The 14,604-nt window shown below is 70.2% G+C and carries 15 protein-coding genes and 1 pseudogene; 6 read left to right on the top strand and 10 right to left on the bottom strand.

What is annotated here, in order from left to right; translation table 11 throughout:
* The first annotated feature begins 743 nt into the window (after positions 1-743).
* Positions 744-2,303 carry an ABC transporter substrate-binding protein gene (locus ACIBM5_RS44035; protein WP_396012323.1) on the top strand — a complete coding sequence of 520 codons (1,560 nt, stop codon included), beginning with the start codon at positions 744-746 and terminating at the stop codon, positions 2,301-2,303.
* 185 nt (positions 2,304-2,488) lie between these two features.
* Here the strand turns inward: ACIBM5_RS44035 and ACIBM5_RS44040 are convergent, their stop codons facing one another.
* Complete coding sequence (locus ACIBM5_RS44040) at positions 2,489-4,255, bottom strand: hypothetical protein (RefSeq protein ID WP_396012324.1); 1,767 nt, start codon at positions 4,253-4,255, stop codon at positions 2,489-2,491.
* Positions 4,256-5,013: 758 nt separating this feature from the next.
* On the opposite strand from ACIBM5_RS44040, the gene ACIBM5_RS44045 reads away from it, so the two are divergent.
* Positions 5,014-5,409, top strand: a complete 396-nt coding sequence (locus tag ACIBM5_RS44045) for a LecA/PA-IL family lectin (RefSeq protein WP_396012325.1) — start codon at positions 5,014-5,016, stop codon at positions 5,407-5,409.
* 145 nt (positions 5,410-5,554) lie between these two features.
* Here ACIBM5_RS44045 and ACIBM5_RS44050 read toward each other — a convergent pair whose 3' ends face one another.
* The 5 genes and pseudogenes from ACIBM5_RS44050 to ACIBM5_RS44070 all read right to left on the bottom strand — a co-directional run.
* Positions 5,555-5,833 carry an SHOCT domain-containing protein gene (locus ACIBM5_RS44050; protein WP_396012326.1) on the bottom strand — a complete coding sequence of 93 codons (279 nt, stop codon included), beginning with the start codon at positions 5,831-5,833 and terminating at the stop codon, positions 5,555-5,557.
* A 41-nt stretch (positions 5,834-5,874) separates the two neighbouring features.
* Positions 5,875-6,318, bottom strand: coding sequence for a DUF6325 family protein (locus tag ACIBM5_RS44055; RefSeq protein WP_396012327.1), 444 nt, complete (start codon positions 6,316-6,318; stop codon positions 5,875-5,877).
* Between the two features lie 84 nt (positions 6,319-6,402).
* Positions 6,403-6,798 (bottom strand): SHOCT domain-containing protein, encoded by a 396-nt coding sequence (locus ACIBM5_RS44060; RefSeq protein ID WP_396012328.1) that lies wholly within the window; start codon positions 6,796-6,798, stop codon positions 6,403-6,405.
* A 331-nt stretch (positions 6,799-7,129) separates the two neighbouring features.
* A complete protein-coding gene (locus tag ACIBM5_RS44065) occupies positions 7,130-7,357 on the bottom strand; it encodes a hypothetical protein (RefSeq protein ID WP_396012329.1) in 228 nt (75 codons plus the stop codon).
* Positions 7,358-7,419: 62 nt separating this feature from the next.
* Positions 7,420-7,518 (bottom strand): annotated as a pseudogene (locus ACIBM5_RS44070) (Asp23/Gls24 family envelope stress response protein); the annotation flags it as partial.
* A 281-nt stretch (positions 7,519-7,799) separates the two neighbouring features.
* Here ACIBM5_RS44070 and ACIBM5_RS44075 point away from each other — a divergent pair.
* Entirely contained in the window at positions 7,800-8,597 is a 798-nt protein-coding gene (locus ACIBM5_RS44075; protein WP_396012330.1) for a hypothetical protein, read from the top strand.
* Positions 8,598-8,816: 219 nt separating this feature from the next.
* On the opposite strand, the gene ACIBM5_RS44080 is transcribed toward ACIBM5_RS44075, so the two are convergent.
* Both ACIBM5_RS44080 and ACIBM5_RS44085 read right to left on the bottom strand, forming a co-directional pair.
* The gene (locus tag ACIBM5_RS44080; protein ID WP_396012331.1) at positions 8,817-9,506 is read right to left on the bottom strand and encodes a D-alanyl-D-alanine carboxypeptidase family protein; all 690 of its coding nucleotides are present in this window, start codon (positions 9,504-9,506) and stop codon (positions 8,817-8,819) included.
* A 207-nt stretch (positions 9,507-9,713) separates the two neighbouring features.
* Positions 9,714-9,866 (bottom strand): hypothetical protein, encoded by a 153-nt coding sequence (locus tag ACIBM5_RS44085; protein ID WP_396012332.1) that lies wholly within the window; start codon positions 9,864-9,866, stop codon positions 9,714-9,716.
* Positions 9,867-9,885: 19 nt separating this feature from the next.
* On the opposite strand from ACIBM5_RS44085, the gene ACIBM5_RS44090 reads away from it, so the two are divergent.
* Together ACIBM5_RS44090 and ACIBM5_RS44095 are read left to right on the top strand one after the other, a co-directional pair.
* Positions 9,886-10,173 carry a hypothetical protein gene (locus tag ACIBM5_RS44090; RefSeq protein ID WP_396012333.1) on the top strand — a complete coding sequence of 96 codons (288 nt, stop codon included), beginning with the start codon at positions 9,886-9,888 and terminating at the stop codon, positions 10,171-10,173.
* Positions 10,174-10,335: 162 nt separating this feature from the next.
* Positions 10,336-11,187, top strand: a complete 852-nt coding sequence (locus ACIBM5_RS44095) for an SAM-dependent methyltransferase (protein WP_396012334.1) — start codon at positions 10,336-10,338, stop codon at positions 11,185-11,187.
* 846 nt (positions 11,188-12,033) lie between these two features.
* Here ACIBM5_RS44095 and ACIBM5_RS44100 read toward each other — a convergent pair.
* Positions 12,034-12,969 (bottom strand): NADP-dependent oxidoreductase, encoded by a 936-nt coding sequence (locus ACIBM5_RS44100; protein WP_396012335.1) that lies wholly within the window; start codon positions 12,967-12,969, stop codon positions 12,034-12,036.
* An 81-nt stretch (positions 12,970-13,050) separates the two neighbouring features.
* A complete protein-coding gene (locus ACIBM5_RS44105; protein ID WP_396012337.1) occupies positions 13,051-13,947 on the bottom strand; it encodes a DODA-type extradiol aromatic ring-opening family dioxygenase in 897 nt (298 codons plus the stop codon).
* Between the two features lie 123 nt (positions 13,948-14,070).
* Here ACIBM5_RS44105 and ACIBM5_RS44110 point away from each other — a divergent pair, with 123 nt between their 5' ends.
* Positions 14,071-14,544, top strand: coding sequence for a MarR family winged helix-turn-helix transcriptional regulator (locus tag ACIBM5_RS44110; protein ID WP_396012338.1), 474 nt, complete (start codon positions 14,071-14,073; stop codon positions 14,542-14,544).
* Positions 14,545-14,604: the final 60 nt, after the last annotated feature.

Here is a 14,604-nt window from a genome sequence, read left to right on the forward strand (position 1 = left end):
CCCCACGGCGCCCCCCGGCGACCTACCCAGTCGACTCGGTCCGCGTTGATGGGCATGTTGAACACGAGCGTCACGGCGACGATCAGCAGGAGCAGGGCGAGTCCGGTCAACCGCAGCCGGAATGTGCGGTCCCGGGATTTGCACGTGACGACGACCAGGTCCTCCGCCGGGCCGCCGCGGCGGGACGAAACGCGACCGAGGACCTGGCCGGCTGATTGCACCCGGGCAAACCGATCGGTCCGGCGCCACCCGACGGGAGCGACACCCGGCCGAACCACCGCACGGGGGCGGGGCGCGGCCCGGGTGCCGATGCGCGCCCCCGGTCCGGCGCCGTGGTCGCGACGCCGGAGTCCGCGGGAGGCGGCATCTCGCGTCGGATGGATAGCCGCCTCGCGAATGCGCCTATAGCTTCTGTTGCGCCGCGAGGCTCGGGGCGTGATCCGTCCGTGTCCCGCGGCGTTCTCGCCACGTCCCGGTAGCGCCGGACGGATCGACACGCGAGACGTGCGCCGCGTGGACATGCGGTGCGCGGAAACGCGACGCGAGTGGCGCACGCACTCAGGCGATCCCTCGCCCCCTTCGCGACGATTCGACCGGTTGACCGGCGACGCACGGTATCCATATCTCGTCGATACAGGGCAGGTGCACACCTCGTGCCGTTCGCGCCGCGAACCACGCGAAGAACCACCGGACTCGGTGGCCTCCTTCGCAACGTCGGACCCTTTCGCAACGTACTGCGCCCCTTGGCGCCGGGCTTGGCCCTGGCGATGATCTGCCTGAGCGCCACGACCGGATGCGGGCTCGTCGGCGACGACGACTCCGACGCATCCGGTACACCACGGGCGGGTGGGTCGGCCGTCTTCCTCCTTCCGGGAGAGCCGCGCGGCCTCGACCCGTTCAGTGCGAGCTATCCGAACGTGGCCGACGGGAACCGGATGTCGGCGCTGTACGACGTCCTGGTCTGGACGGAGCCGGCGACCGGCACCGTGCACCCCAAGCTGGCCGAGTCGTTGACCAGCGACGCGCAGTACACGAATTGGACGCTGACCCTGCGCGCGGGACTGCGTTTCTCCGACGGTTCGGTCCTGGACGCCGCCGCCGTGAAGGCGACGTGGGACGCCCACCGGGATCCGACGGTCAATTCCTTGGTCGGTGGCGTGCTGCGGGACGTCCGGCTGATCCTGCTGTCGGACCTCCAGCTGCGGATCGAACTTCCTTCCGCCAACGCCAACTTCGACCACATGGTCGCCCGCAACCTCGCGTTCGTCGCCCCCACGAAGTTCGTCTCCACCCCCGAGGGCCGAGCCGCCCTCAAGCGCACCCCGATCGGCGCGGGCCCGTTCAAACTCACCGCCTGGGAGCCCGGGAAAGACCTGCGCATGGTGCGCAACGAGAACTACTGGCAGAAGGGGCTTCCGCATCTCGACGAACTCGTGTTCCGGGTGGACCGCAACATCGCGGCCGCGCCGGAGTCGATCGCGAAGAGCCGAGCGGACATCACCGTCACCACCGACCCGACCGTGTTGGGCGACGCCCGGGACAAGGACCTGACGGTCGACGAGACACTGCTGAACGGCGGCCTGATGATCGCCTTCAACCTGCGCAAGCCCCCCTTCGACAACGCGGACGCCCGTCGGGCGATCGCGTTGGCGCTGAGCGGCGAGGAGCTCAACCGCCGCTTCTACAAGGGTCTCGGCGTCCAGGCCAGGGGCATCTTCAACGCGAGTTCCCCGTTGGCGAACGTCAACCTGGCGGCCGTGGAGAACAAGCCCCCGCAGGCGGGCGAACTTTTCGCCAAGCTCACCTCGAACGGCCAAAAGCCTTTCGTTTTCCACTACTTGGTACCGGACAGCCCGAAGTCCCGGGACATCGCCGAGTACATCCGGCGGACGCTGGCCGGATACCCGGGGGTGACCATGATCGTGGACGTCGTCGACATCGCGTCGCTGGTCACGCGTACCTCGGCCAAGCACGACTTCGAGGCAACCGTCTTCCAACTGTGGGCCGACGACGTGGAACCGAGCATGCATCAGTTCCTGATCACCGGGGGCATCAACAACATCACCGGCTACAGCAACTCCGCCGTCGACAAGGCGTTGGGCGAGGGCCGACTGTCTCCCGACCCCAAGGTCCGCCGGGATGCCTACACACGCGTGCAGACGGCGCTGAACCGGGACATGCCCTTCTGGGTGTACCTGGAAGCCTCGGCGGCGGCCGTGCACAGCCGGCACATCACCGGCGTCGAGCCGTTCAACGACGGACTCGTGCACTTCGACCGGATCACCCGAAACACCGCCGACTGACCGCCCCGGCCCGGGGTCCGCAGGATCGGCGTGACACGTACCGCCGGTACCGCCGTCCGGTCACCGGGCCGGGCGGTGCCGGCCGTTCGCCGGCCGGTGCGCTCGCCGCGCTCGTCCGGCCCGCGTGACGTGCGCCTCCCTCGTTCCGCACGCGTCGGGCGTGCGGAACGAGGGAGGCGCGTTCGTCAATAATCGATCGTGCTCTGGTACAGGCTCTTCAGCGGGCCGTTGGCAGAGGTGTCATACCCGTCCGCTTTGCGGTGTTGCCAGAATTCCGCGAACGTCGCGGAGCGGTGCCGCAGGAAGGTGTTCCAGACGTTTCCGGGCGCGGCCTCCCCATAGACGTCGGAACCCTCGTTCGTGGTGTCGGTGAGGTCGATCAGCGCACCGGCCACGCGGCCTTCGACCGCGTCCCCGTCGTCCCAGCCCGACGTACTCCAGGTGGGCGTCTCCAGGTTGAGGGACGAACCGCTGGGCCACCGGTAGTAGGGATCCTTGTACACGCTCGCCGGTACCCACTCGGCGAAACCCTCCACCCAGGCGCAGCCCGTCGAGGACTTCGCCGAGACGCCGTGCGGGCTGCAATTGGGGATGGGCGGCGCGTAGTCCTCGTAGACGTCGGCCATCAGGGCGTGCGTGAGTTCGTGCACGACGGTCATGTGCGAGTCGGGAGCGTCCGCCTTGAGGTGGATCTGCTTGTTCCCGAAGTAGTTGCCGATTGTGGAGTCCGGTGCCCAGTTGACGACGACCTGACGGCACGTGGTGTCCAGGGCGTCCCAACACGTGTTGCCGGGCACCCACTTCCAGGCGTCGTTGAGCGCGTCGAAGGCGTGCAGGGCGCGCATCCGGTTGGCCTGGGTGGGCTTGCGGTTGCCGAAGGCGGTGGTGGATCCGTTGGCGACGTTGGCGACCGTGGGTGTGGTGAACGAGAAGGCGTTCGTGGTGCCGGTGGCCTGGACGCGCCAGTTCTTGTTGGCGGTGGTGAGCTTGACGTAGACGTCCTGGCCGCTGTTGTTGCTCTCGGCGTTGTCGAAGCACAGCTTGTACTCGCCTTTGGTGCCGGTGAGGCCACTGGCGAGCAGGTCGTGCGCGTTGCTCGTGTCGGCGTCCCAGGCCTCGACGGTCATGTTGACGACCGGCTTGGTCACGCCCTTCTCGTCGACGTACAGCCACTTGCCCGTCGCGCACGCGGTCGCCGCCGCCGCGGCGGTCCGGGCCCGGGGTACCACCGGATCGTCCCCGGCGGGTGCGGGCAGGCCGGCCGTGGACAACGATTCCGCCGCGAGATGGGGAGTCGACTCCTGCGGCGCCACGTCCGCCGGGACCTCGACCGAGTCGGAATCGGTCGACCGCTCCGCGCCCAGGCTCGACCTGCCCGGCGCCGCGCCCACGGTGAGCGGGATCAGGTCCTCCGCGGCGTCCACTCCGGTACGCAGGTCGGCGGCGGCGCGTACCTTGATCTCCGCCGGACCGGCCGCCTTCGCGACGATCCGTCCGGTGTACGTGGTGCTCTGCCCCGCCTTGAACGTGCGTACGGTCGCGGCACGTTCGATGCTGCCCAGGTGTACCGGGTTGGGGGAGGGATGCGTGGACCGGGTCAGTCCGACGGGCGCCTCGAGCCAGGCGAGGTTGGCCGGCAGGTCCGCCTCCACACGTACCTTCCCGGCCGCGAATTGGGACCGTACCTCGAATCGCACGGTGGCGGTCTCGCCGACCGCGAGCGGGTGGTCGACGCCGGCGTCCACCGAAAAGCAGCTGCGCTCCTCGCCGGCTTCGGGTGCATCCGGATTCGGGCGGCCCGTACATGTCCGGGGGCCGGCGGAGTCCTTCCCCGAGCCGGCGGTATCCCATGCCGCGAACGCGCCGGCCCCCAATCCGACCTGGATCGCGACGGCTCCGGCAACGACGATGACCACGCGTCGCCTGCGCCGTACCGATATTCGATTGATCATGGCGCTCGAACGTAGCCACTCGCACCGACGGCCACTATCCGATTCACGCGAATCGCGCCGGGGGGTCTCCCGCGCACGGCGGCGACGACGCCGTCCGGCGAGTACGCACAGGACTGCCGGTCGATCGGTGTCCGGCCCCGCGCGGCATCGGAAACCGGGCGCCCGGGCGGAGAATTCGGGCGTGCTGTCCACGCCGCCCGTCATCCCTGTCCGAGGTGCCCGGCCTCGGCCCGGCGGCGGAGCCCGAAGGGGGTCCGGCGCACCCCGCCGAGGCGGGACCCTGAGACGCCGGACGCCCCTTCGACCGTCCGGCCGGGCGTCTTCCCGAGGTGGCGCATCACTGTCGTCGCCTCTCCGGCAGCCTCTCGCATGCGACCGGCACTGCCAAGTGGCCGAGGGCCGGCATCCGTTGGCCTCTCGATCACCTCGTCGACCCCTGCCTTGGTCATGATCGTGCAACTGCCGGCATCGCTACCGGCCGGAGAGCGCGAAACGGCCCGGCGGGATGTCGTAGGGGCACTTCCTTCCCTCGGTCCGGTGGATCGGCTTCCCGGTTCGTGCGCTGGGTCCGCACGTCGGCCTCACGGATCTCGCAGGTCACGCATCCGCCCGACCGCGCAGTTCCGCGAACGGAAGCCCGTGTGCGGCATGCCGACGGCTCCGAGTCGAGCATTGCCAACGATGTGGTTGAACATCGAGGGGTGTGCACGTAAAGTGATGTGCCGACAGCGGATGGTAATCGACGAAAGGTGCGAAGTATGGACGACTACAACGTGGTGACGGTTCCCGCGAAGTCCGAGGACGGAATCAAGTCCGGCGTGACGGTCCGGGCCGGCGACATCTTCACCGTCTCCGGGAGCGGGCGGGCCTCCTACGGCCGGGGACAGGTGACGTATCCCGACGGGACGCGCTACAGCGACGGCAAATTGTCCGGGGCGTACATGCAGCCGCAGGTCGTGCTGAGCGGGGCGCCGGTGGGCATGTTGATCGCCCGCATCGGCTCCGGCCCGTGGCTGGTGGTGGGTTCCTCCCAGACCATGTCCGCGCAGGAGGGCGGCGAGGTGATCGTCGGCTACAACGACCGACCCGGCATGTACGGCGACAACTCCGGCGAGTACACCGTGGTGGTCGAGAACCACGGTGGCATTTCCTAGACCAGGGTCCCTGCTGATTCGCCGGCCGTCGGCGAGTCCACGCATGGCAGTGGGCGGGCCCGGCATCATCCTGGTGCCGGGCCCTCGCAACGAAGAACTCACGCGACCGAAAAGCCCTCGCGGCCACAGCCCCCCGTGGCGACGCTCAGGAGCCGAGGATTCGGGACTTCTGGGTCTCGAACTCGGCTTCGGTGAGCACGCCCTGGCTCTTGAGTTCGCCCAGCTCCCTGAGCTGGGCGAGTTTGCCGCTCATCTCGTCGTCCGACGACGGCTGCGCCGGCGCAGGGGCGGGCTCGGCCGCGGCCGGTGGTGCGTCCTGCTCCGCCCAGCGGCCCGCCTGTCGCCGGGAGACCCGGTTGGAGACCGCGGTGGCGGTCCCGGCGACCACGGCGGTGCGGGCGATACCGCGCAATAGACCAGGCATGGTGTTTCTCCTTGACTCACGCGATGCGGTCGGGAGCGAACTCAGGCGTTGGACTCGGCAGCCTCCAACGACGCCAGGACCTCCTCGACCGGGATGCGTCCGTTGGCGACGAGCCGGCCCCCGCCGCGCCGCAGGGCGGCGGCGAACGGGCCGGCCCACGCGTTCTCGTAGACCAGGACACCCGCGGCGCTGCCGGGTTCGAGGACCCCGCTCACGTCGTCGATCTCGTCCTCACCGAGCAGGCCCGAGGAGACGCCCTCGAAAACGGTGAGGTCGAGTTCGCTGTCGCCGGTCAGGTCGGTGAGTTCGACGCCACGGATCGACCCGTCCTGCTCCTTCATGACGAAGACCAGATCAAGGATCCGGATGATGCCGCGGTCGACCAGATCGACCAGGAGGGGGAGCCCTTCGCCGGTCATCCGACTTCCGGGGAACTCCACCACCAGGTAGTCGATCGGTCCGGGCTCGTACGGTGCGTCGCTCATGTCAACTCCTGTGCTCGGGCCACCGGCGGCGCATCCGCCGGCGTCTGCCCGTACCGGGCGTGCCGCGTGTTCACGTCGGTCGGGTCACGCGAGCAGCTTGCGCTTGGCCACTTCGAACTCTTCGGCGGAGATGTCACCGTTGCTCTTGAGTTGCGCCAGCCTGGAGAGCTCCTCGACGCCGGAGGCCTGCCTGTTGGTGCCCGCGGCGTCACGGACGTACGCCTGGAAGGCCTCGTTCTGTTGCTTGGCCTGGGCGGCGTCACGCCTGCCCATGCCACTGCCGCGGGCGATCACGTAGACGAACACACCCAGGAACGGCAGGGCGATCACGAAGACCATCCATCCGGTCTTGGCCCAGCCGCCGAGGCTGTCGTCACGCAGCAGATCCGTGATGATCCGGAACAGCAGGAAGAACCACAGGATCCACAGGAACAGCCACAACATGGTCAGGAAGGCGTTGAGGAGCGGATAGTCGTCCACGAGGATGGCTCCTGTCGTGCGTGGCGCCGGCCGGCGGTCCATGGGACGGGCTCGACAACCCAGCCCTGGTGACACGCGGCCCGCGCGCTTTCGACCCCTTCTCCCAGTCGAACCCCGCCCACCCCGGCCCGCAACCGGTGGGGAAGGCACCGCTTCCCCCGCCCGAGCCGAACGGCCCCGATCTCCGGACGCCCGTGCCCCGTCCGGTCTGCGAAAGGGCTCGGGCCCTTCCTCGGTCCCGTGGCTACGCTGACGCGGTCGACCGAGGTCGGCGACGGTGATCGCACCGCGCTCCCGCGAGGAAGGCCCGGACGCAGATCGGCTTCACCGGTCACCGCAGCCCGTCTCCTCGACCCCGTCGCCGGTCATCGCGGGTCCCCTCCTGCCGGTCCCGGCGGCGGACGAAGTCGCCCAGTTCGAGGTCACCTTCCATGAACCGCCCGACCGCGAGGCCGACGACGCCCAGCCCCAGCACCAGCAGGAAAGCCCAGAAGCCACCGAAATACGCGGCGAAACCCAGCGCCATTCCGACCGTCAAGCCCACCACGGCCCTGCTCATCACGCGCTCCTTCACTCAAGTTCACTCAAGCGAGCTGCTCCGAGCGAGCTGCTCCGCCCCGGCTAGCGGATCCGCGGCCGTTCTTCCCCTTCGTCCTCCTCGTCGGGCAGCTTCACGTCGCTGACCACGATGTCGACTTCCACGACCTCCCGGCCCGCCACCACCACATCGGCGATGCTCGTTCGGCCGCGAGAACCGGGCGCACCGCCAGGCGTTGCGCCGGGGTTCTCAGTCATCAGGACACTCCTCTTGCACAGAAGCCCAATTTGTACCCTTTATTAAGAGTACAGACTATTTATGGTGTTTTGGCGGGCATGTGGACTGTGAGGCGGAGTGCTCCAACGAGTGGCCCGAGCGTCCCTGTCCGGGCCCCCGCGGACACTCCGGGCGCAGTGCGGCACGGCGAGAACCGCAGCCATGGAAGAAAAGGGGTGGGGGGTCGGTGAGGACCGAGACGTGGACGCAGGCAGTACGGCACCAGCTCGACCTGGGGCGGCTGCTCCCGCTCGGCGGGCCCGACGACGGGACATGGATCACCGAGCAAGCGGCCGGCCGGGCCTTGGGGCGCGCTGCCGCTGAGGTTCCCGGTGTTTGGCTGCAGTCGCTGCGCATCGGGCCGGCACCACTCGAGCCCGTGTCCGAGCCGGCCGTCCGTCCGCCGGTCAGTGCGCTACCGCCCGGCCCGCTCAGGATCGAGGCCGCGTTCGCGGCATCCCTCCGGCAGCCACTGCCTCACACCGCCGAGCAATTGAGGAACACACTGCTCAAGGCGGCCACCGAAGGGCTCGGCCTGACCACCGTGACAGCCGACTTGCGCGTCACCGATCTCCATGAGGGCCCGGAGACAGGCGGGAATTCTCAGACCATCCCGAGGGCGACCCCGCAGGACGCCGCAGCGGCGCGGGGCTTGCCCCCGGTGACAAAAACAGGATCCATGCGGGGGCTCGCCGGAGAGCTGGCCGACGTCGCGGCGGCCGTTCCGGGCGTCGCCCGCCTCACCACCCTGCTGGGAAGCCGCCCGGTCAAAGTGGAGCAAGATGACGATCCACCCGGCCGGCACATCGAAGTTCGGCTCGCGGTCGCCTCCGGATACCCTCCACTGGAAGTCGCCCGCGCCGTCCGGGCGGCGGTGGCCGGCTCAGCCACCGGTGGCACCCCGGGCCCGGTCACCACTGCCGTCCTCATCACGGAAACCGCGGCCCAGCCGGACGTCAACGGCGGCTTGACGCGCGGGGCCTGACCTGTTCGCACTCCGACGGTGGGTCGCCATCGTCCGCGCGCCCGACGGCGAACGGGTCAGTGGGGTTCGCTGCCTTGTGGGCATGTCGGTCACTGCGCAACTGCGTGCGGCCGAACGGGGTTGAACGGTGTGACGGCCCGTGCCGGAACAACGAGCCGTGGCGGCGGACATGGCAAAGGGCGGTGGCCTGGTCGATGGGGGCGGGGTCGGGGCGGCGGGTTACTCCCACGGGCCCGCCTTGCGGGTTGGGCAGCCCTTTGTGTATGACGCCTTGTATTCGTAGTGCCACGCCTCGTTGTCGTACGGGCGGCACCAGCCGTAGGCGGAGCCCTTGCGGTCGAGCCAGGTCTGCGCGGCGCGCGGCGCGATGTCGATTGCCAAGCCGTGTACGTGCAGCGACATCTCCGGGGGCAACACCCGCCGCATCGCCGCCTGGCGTGAACCCTTCGCCTTCAACTCCTCTTCCCACAACTCTTGTTGGTGCGTCCACGAACGCTTGCCCGAGGTGAGGGAGAGGGTGATGCCCTCCTTCGCCATGTCCGCCTTGATGCGGTTGTACGCGGTGTACGCGGGTCGCGTCAGTGCGCTCGGGTCGGTCGGCGCGTCCACGTCGTTCTTCGGCGGTCCGGACGCAGAGGCCGACGCGGAGGCCGAAGCGGATTCGGCGATCGGGGTGGCGGTGTCGGCCTTCCCGCCGTCGTCGCCGAGCAGGTCGAGCCCGATGGCGCCCGTCGCGCCGAGCGCCAGCAGACCGCCCAGCACCCACGCGACCCTCACCGCGCGCCGGCGGCCGGTCGGCTCGCGCGCCGGCGCCGCGGGAGGCGCGGCGGGCTGCGCCGGTATGGTGATCGTGTGGGCGTCGGGCGGCACGACGCACGGCTCCGGCTGCGGTGGTGTGGTGTGGTCCATGCCTTCACTGAAGACGAAGGACCGTTGCGGAGGCGTATCCCGTTTTCGATACGGCCGCGATACGCGTAGTCCCCGGCATCCACGAACCGGCACGGGCCGACTGTGCGACGTTACCCCCGATGGTCACCTCACCCGCCACCCGGCCGAGCCCGCCCCCGGGTCGGCCGACAGCGCGTCACCTGCCGGGCTCGACACCTTCGTCGGGAATCAGTGGCCGGTGAACGTGACCGCGATCCGCAGCCCCCGCATTCCCGGTGTGGCGGAGGGCATGCGGGCGAGGGGCTCGGGCGACGCGCGGATCGGTGGGATCGGTCGGATCAGGGTCGCCGTGGTGGTCGGTACGTTGAGTACGCCCTCCATGTGTTGAGATCATTCGTCCATGAGCGGCGACCTGGAAGTGAGTGCTCTGGCGATCAATGTCACGATCCCGCAGGCGCTCCGCTGGACGGACACGCGACGCGGTGAGGCGTTCACGTTGACCACACTCAACGTCCGGCTTCTCCCGGACGGTCACCTCGCCGTGAAGGCCTACGGCCGGCCGGTCGGCGGTGGTCGGGGCGCGTATGTCTCCTTCCCCGTCCCCGACAAGCCCGAACTGGCGGCCCTGGTCGCCGGCGCTGCCGGCCGTGCCGGGGAGTTGTGGGCCGCTCATCGGGGTCTCGGCTGAGCTCGGTTCGACTCGAACGGCGGACGGACACGCCCTCGGCCTCGGATCGCGGGACCACACCGCGTCGAGGATATGGACTCGGTCAAGCGTCGGCTAGGCTGTGCCCGCGTGTTCATATCGTGTGACGCGCAGTCAATTGCCGGGTATCCGTGGGGGATTCGCATGACAGAGCGCTCGATCGACGCGCAGGACGGTGGCCGGGATCGGGCGAAGGACAACCCGCCCGGCGGGTTCGATATCGGCGTTCCCAGCGTGGCGCGAATGTACGACTACTATCTCGGCGGCAAGGACAACTACCGAGCCGACCGCGAGGCCTCCGAGGAGTTGTCCAAGGCGGCGCCGGGCACGCGCGCGCTCGCGATCAACAACCGGCGTTTCCTCCAGCGCGCGGTCCGGGTGCTGGCGAGCGAGTACGGCGTGCGGCAGTTCCTCGACCACGGATCGGGCCTGCCCACCCAGGACAACGTGCACCAGATAGCGCAGCGCATCGATCCGGCGTCGCGCGTCGTCTACATCGACCACGACCCGATCGTGTTGGCGCACGGGCGCGCGATTCTCGCGGACAACGACCGAACGACCGTGATCACCGCGGACTTTCGGGACACCGACGCGATCATGAACAACGCCGACGTGACCAAGCTGATCGACTTCACCGAGCCGACGGCGGCGCTGTTCGTCTCGGTCCTGCACTGCCTGCCGGACAGCGACGAACCGGCGGCTCTGGTCGAACGCGTCATGGACCGGCTCGCCCCGGGCAGCTTCGTCGTCATCTCGCACCTGGTCTCGGCGGACTCCGAAGTACGCAAGCGGCTCAGCGACTTCATGCTCACCGCCACCCAGGGCAACTGGGGCCGCGTCCGCGAGGCGGCGGACGTCGAGACCTACTTCAGCGGCCTGGAACTGCTCGCCCCCGGCCTCGTCGAGGTCTCCACCTGGCGCCCGGACGCGACGCCCGGGCCGACCCAGGAGACCGCCGAATGGATCGAGTTCGGCGGTGTCGCCCGCAAGCTCTGATCGCGCCCGTACCGACACCGGTCGGCCGCCACATGCGGGGCCGCCCGGCCCCGCCCGGACCGTTGCCTCCGAGGCGCCCGAGTCCGCGCTACGCGCGTTCCTCGATCGGGCCGCTCCCGGCGGTCCGCGGGAACACCCGGACGGTGGGCGGTTTCGGCCGGACCGGGATACGGTCCCGACCGCGCGCGACGAGGCCCAGGGGTTCGGTGTCGCCCGATGACCACACCGACCCGGCCCCGACCCGCACGGCCAGGGCGTCGAGCGGTGAGCGAGGAGAAGACGTAGCCGGTCTCGATCCGGGTCGGCGGCCGTGATGCGCTCGCCGAGGTCAACCGGCCCGGTGAGCGCCGTGGTGACTCGATCGCCCAGCGCACGGGGGCCGCGCCGACGCGCGCGACGGCGTCCTCGACGATCGCGCGCGGGCATGCCGCTCGGTCGATGTCGACCTCGCCCTGCGGGCGCAACCGCGCGATCCAGGCCCGCCGCAGCTGCCGACCGGTCTCGGTCACACCGCCCAACCCAACGACATCGCGACGGGGTCACCCCCGTCGACGCATGGAACCGGCACGAACGCGAGGCGGGTTCGCGTCAAAGGACGAGTTGCGGGTCGATCGACGCTCGAACCCGTCCACCGGCACGGTCACGGGCTAAGCGCACACCCTCGGCACCCGTCCGTCGACCGTGACGTCGTGCAGGACGACGACGCAGCCGCCCGGACGGGCCGAGTGCGGGGCCTGCCGCACGGCCTCGCCGGTGCCGACGGGTCGCGGGTGCGGCCGCCGGCGAACTCCCGGGCGCGGCCGCCGGCGACGAGGACCAACGGCGGGCGGCCCGGGCAGGGTGGGATCAGGGAACGAGCACGACCGTCTTGCCGGGCAGCCGGCCGGCGCCGGCGTCCTCGTGCACGGCGGACAGCTCGGCCACCGGGCGGCGGGCGGCGACGTGGATCCGGAGCTTGCCGGCATCCACCTTGGCGACCAGCTCGGTCAGCTGGGCTCCGTCGCTGCGGACCCACAGGCTCGCGCTGCGCACCCCGCGCGCGGGGTCCTCGGGAATCGGGCCGGCCGTACTGGCGGCGACCCCGCCGTCGGCGACGTAGTGGGTCAGCCGCGCGAGTTCCTCCGGGGAGACGCGCACATGGTTCACCACGACCTGGAACGGACCGCCCACGGCGGCCGGGCCCGCGGCGAGGGCGAGGGGGCCGACGACCCGGTCGGCGCCGTAGCCCCGAAGGCGGTCGGCGTGCTGCGGCGCGTCCACCGCGGTCACGTGCGCTCCCGCGTCGACGGCGAGCTGCACCACGAGGCTGCCCACCGCGCCCCCGGCCCCGTTGACCAGGACGGTCCGACCGGGCTTCAACTCGGCGAGTTCGAACACCGTCTGCCAGGCCGCCAGGCCGGTCAGCGGCAGCGCCGCGGCGTCGACCAGGTCGGTCGTCCGGGGCGCCGGGGCCAGGGATTCGGCCGAGGCGAGCACGTACTCGGCGGCGGCGCCGGCGGTGTCGAGGGGCAGCATCGCCACGACCCGGTCGCCCACCTCCAGGCCCGTCACGTCCGCGCCGAGTTCGGCGACGGTGCCCGCCAGGTCGATCCCCGGCACGTACGGGAGAGCGATCGGGATCATCTCGGCCAGGATACCGGCGCGGATGTGGTCGTCGACCGGGTTGAACGAGGTGGCCGCCACCCGCACCAGCACTTGGCCGGCGCCGGGGACCGGACGGTCGACGTCCTCGTAGCGCAGGACCTCGGTGCCGCCGAACTCGTGGAAACGTATTGCCTTCATGGGATTTTCCTCCAGGGTGTGTCGGTGTCGTCGCCGACGGACGAGGCGATCGGGGCGGGAAGGTGAAGCACGTCCAGGTGCTCAGGTCAGCCGTACCGACCGGGTGGAGTTGCCCATCACCATGCGGTCGATGGCACTCACGGCGCTGCCGGGGTCGTCGGCGGCGCCGACGGTGAGCAGCAGCGGGACGAAGTGTTCGGCCGTCGGATGGGCGACCGCGGCGCCGGGTGCCTTGGCCCGGTAGTCGGCGAGGGCGTCGGCGTCGCCCCGGGCGAGGGCGTCGACGGCCCATTCGTCGAAGGCCGTGGTGTCGGCGGCGAGTTCCGGCCGGCGGAAGACGGCGAAGCTGTGCGTCATGAAGCCCGAGCCGAGCACGAGGACGCCTTCCTCGCGCAGCGGCCGCAGGCGGGCCCCGAGCCCGAGCAGGGCGCCGGGATCGAGGCTGGGCATGGACAGCTGCACGACCGGGACGTCGGCCGCGGGATACATGGCCATGAGCGGGATGAAGGCGCCGTGGTCGAGGCCGCGTTCGGCGAACTCGTGCACCGGTGTCCGGCCCAGCAGGCCCGTGAGCCGCCGAGCCAGGTCGCCGGCGTCCGGAGTCGGGTAGGGAAGGGTCTTGTAGCGGGGGTGGAAGCCGCTGAAGTCGTAGTGGAGCGGGGTGCCGGCCGCGGTTCCGGAGATCGCGACCGGTGCTCGTTCCCAGTGCGCCGAGACGACGACGACGGCCCGGGGCTTGGGCATCGACCGGGCCCACTCGAAGAGGTCGGCGAGCCACTGCGGATCGTCGAGGGTGAACGGCGCGCCGTGGCTGACGAAGAGGCTGGGCAGGGGACCATCGGAGGGACTCCACACCCGTTGCTCGCGTGCTTGCGGCAGGACCCGGGCAAGGAGGTCGTCGTATGCCGCGGCCGGTGTGTGCGACGGGGCGTGGGAGGTCAAGCCGTTCGGGGAGGCCGGGCTGCTCGTGGTGGGCATCGAAATCAGCTCCTTCACTTGCCTGGGCAAGTATTTTCACTTGCCCAGGCAAGTGAAAACCTAGCTCATGAAGACTTGCCCAGGCAAGTGATGTCGGTTTCCCGGGCAAGTATGATGGGGCGCATGGACACCCAGTCACCCTGGCTCGACGACGACCAGCAGGACCTGTGGCAGGCGCTGCTCACGGTCGTCATCGCCCTCCCGGCGGCCCTCGACCGACAGCTGCAGCGAGACGCAGGCATCTCCAACTTCGAGTACGGGGTCCTGGCCCGGCTGTCCATGGCGGACGAGGCCACGATGCGGCTCAGCGACCTGGCCCGGGTCTGCGACAGCACCCAACCCCGCCTGTCGAAGGCGATGGACCGCTTCGAAGCCCGCGACTGGGTCTCCCGCCGACCCGACCCCGGCGACGGTCGATACACCCTCGCCACCCTGACCGACGCCGGCCGGCAGAAGCTCGTGCAGAGCGCACCGGAGCACGTCGCACAGGTGAAGCGGCTCGTGTTCGACCCGCTCACCGCCGCGCAGCGCCGTCACCTCGGGATCGCACTCACCCGCATCGCCGCCACCGTGCGCGGCGAACTCGAAGGAGGCTGAGCGCCGTCCCGGGCACCGGTTTCCGTCGGCTCAGCGGGGCTGCGGCTCGGGCCCGATCGG

The organism is Embleya sp. NPDC050493 (assembly GCF_044458105.1).
Classification (GTDB): Bacteria; Actinomycetota; Actinomycetes; order Streptomycetales; family Streptomycetaceae; genus Embleya.

Coding starts and splice junctions, on each gene's coding strand:
- ACIBM5_RS44040 (WP_396012324.1), bottom strand. CDS start 4,255: ATGATCAATCGAATATCGGTACGGCGCAGGCGACGCGTGGTCATCGTC.
- ACIBM5_RS44045 (WP_396012325.1), top strand. CDS start 5,014: ATGGACGACTACAACGTGGTGACGGTTCCCGCGAAGTCCGAGGACGGA.
- ACIBM5_RS44050 (WP_396012326.1), bottom strand. CDS start 5,833: ATGCCTGGTCTATTGCGCGGTATCGCCCGCACCGCCGTGGTCGCCGGG.
- ACIBM5_RS44055 (WP_396012327.1), bottom strand. CDS start 6,318: ATGAGCGACGCACCGTACGAGCCCGGACCGATCGACTACCTGGTGGTG.
- ACIBM5_RS44065 (WP_396012329.1), bottom strand. CDS start 7,357: ATGAGCAGGGCCGTGGTGGGCTTGACGGTCGGAATGGCGCTGGGTTTC.
- ACIBM5_RS44080 (WP_396012331.1), bottom strand. CDS start 9,506: ATGGACCACACCACACCACCGCAGCCGGAGCCGTGCGTCGTGCCGCCC.
- ACIBM5_RS44085 (WP_396012332.1), bottom strand. CDS start 9,866: ATGGAGGGCGTACTCAACGTACCGACCACCACGGCGACCCTGATCCGA.
- ACIBM5_RS44090 (WP_396012333.1), top strand. CDS start 9,886: ATGAGCGGCGACCTGGAAGTGAGTGCTCTGGCGATCAATGTCACGATC.
- ACIBM5_RS44095 (WP_396012334.1), top strand. CDS start 10,336: ATGACAGAGCGCTCGATCGACGCGCAGGACGGTGGCCGGGATCGGGCG.
- ACIBM5_RS44100 (WP_396012335.1), bottom strand. CDS start 12,969: ATGAAGGCAATACGTTTCCACGAGTTCGGCGGCACCGAGGTCCTGCGC.
- ACIBM5_RS44105 (WP_396012337.1), bottom strand. CDS start 13,947: ATGCCCACCACGAGCAGCCCGGCCTCCCCGAACGGCTTGACCTCCCAC.
- ACIBM5_RS44110 (WP_396012338.1), top strand. CDS start 14,071: ATGGACACCCAGTCACCCTGGCTCGACGACGACCAGCAGGACCTGTGG.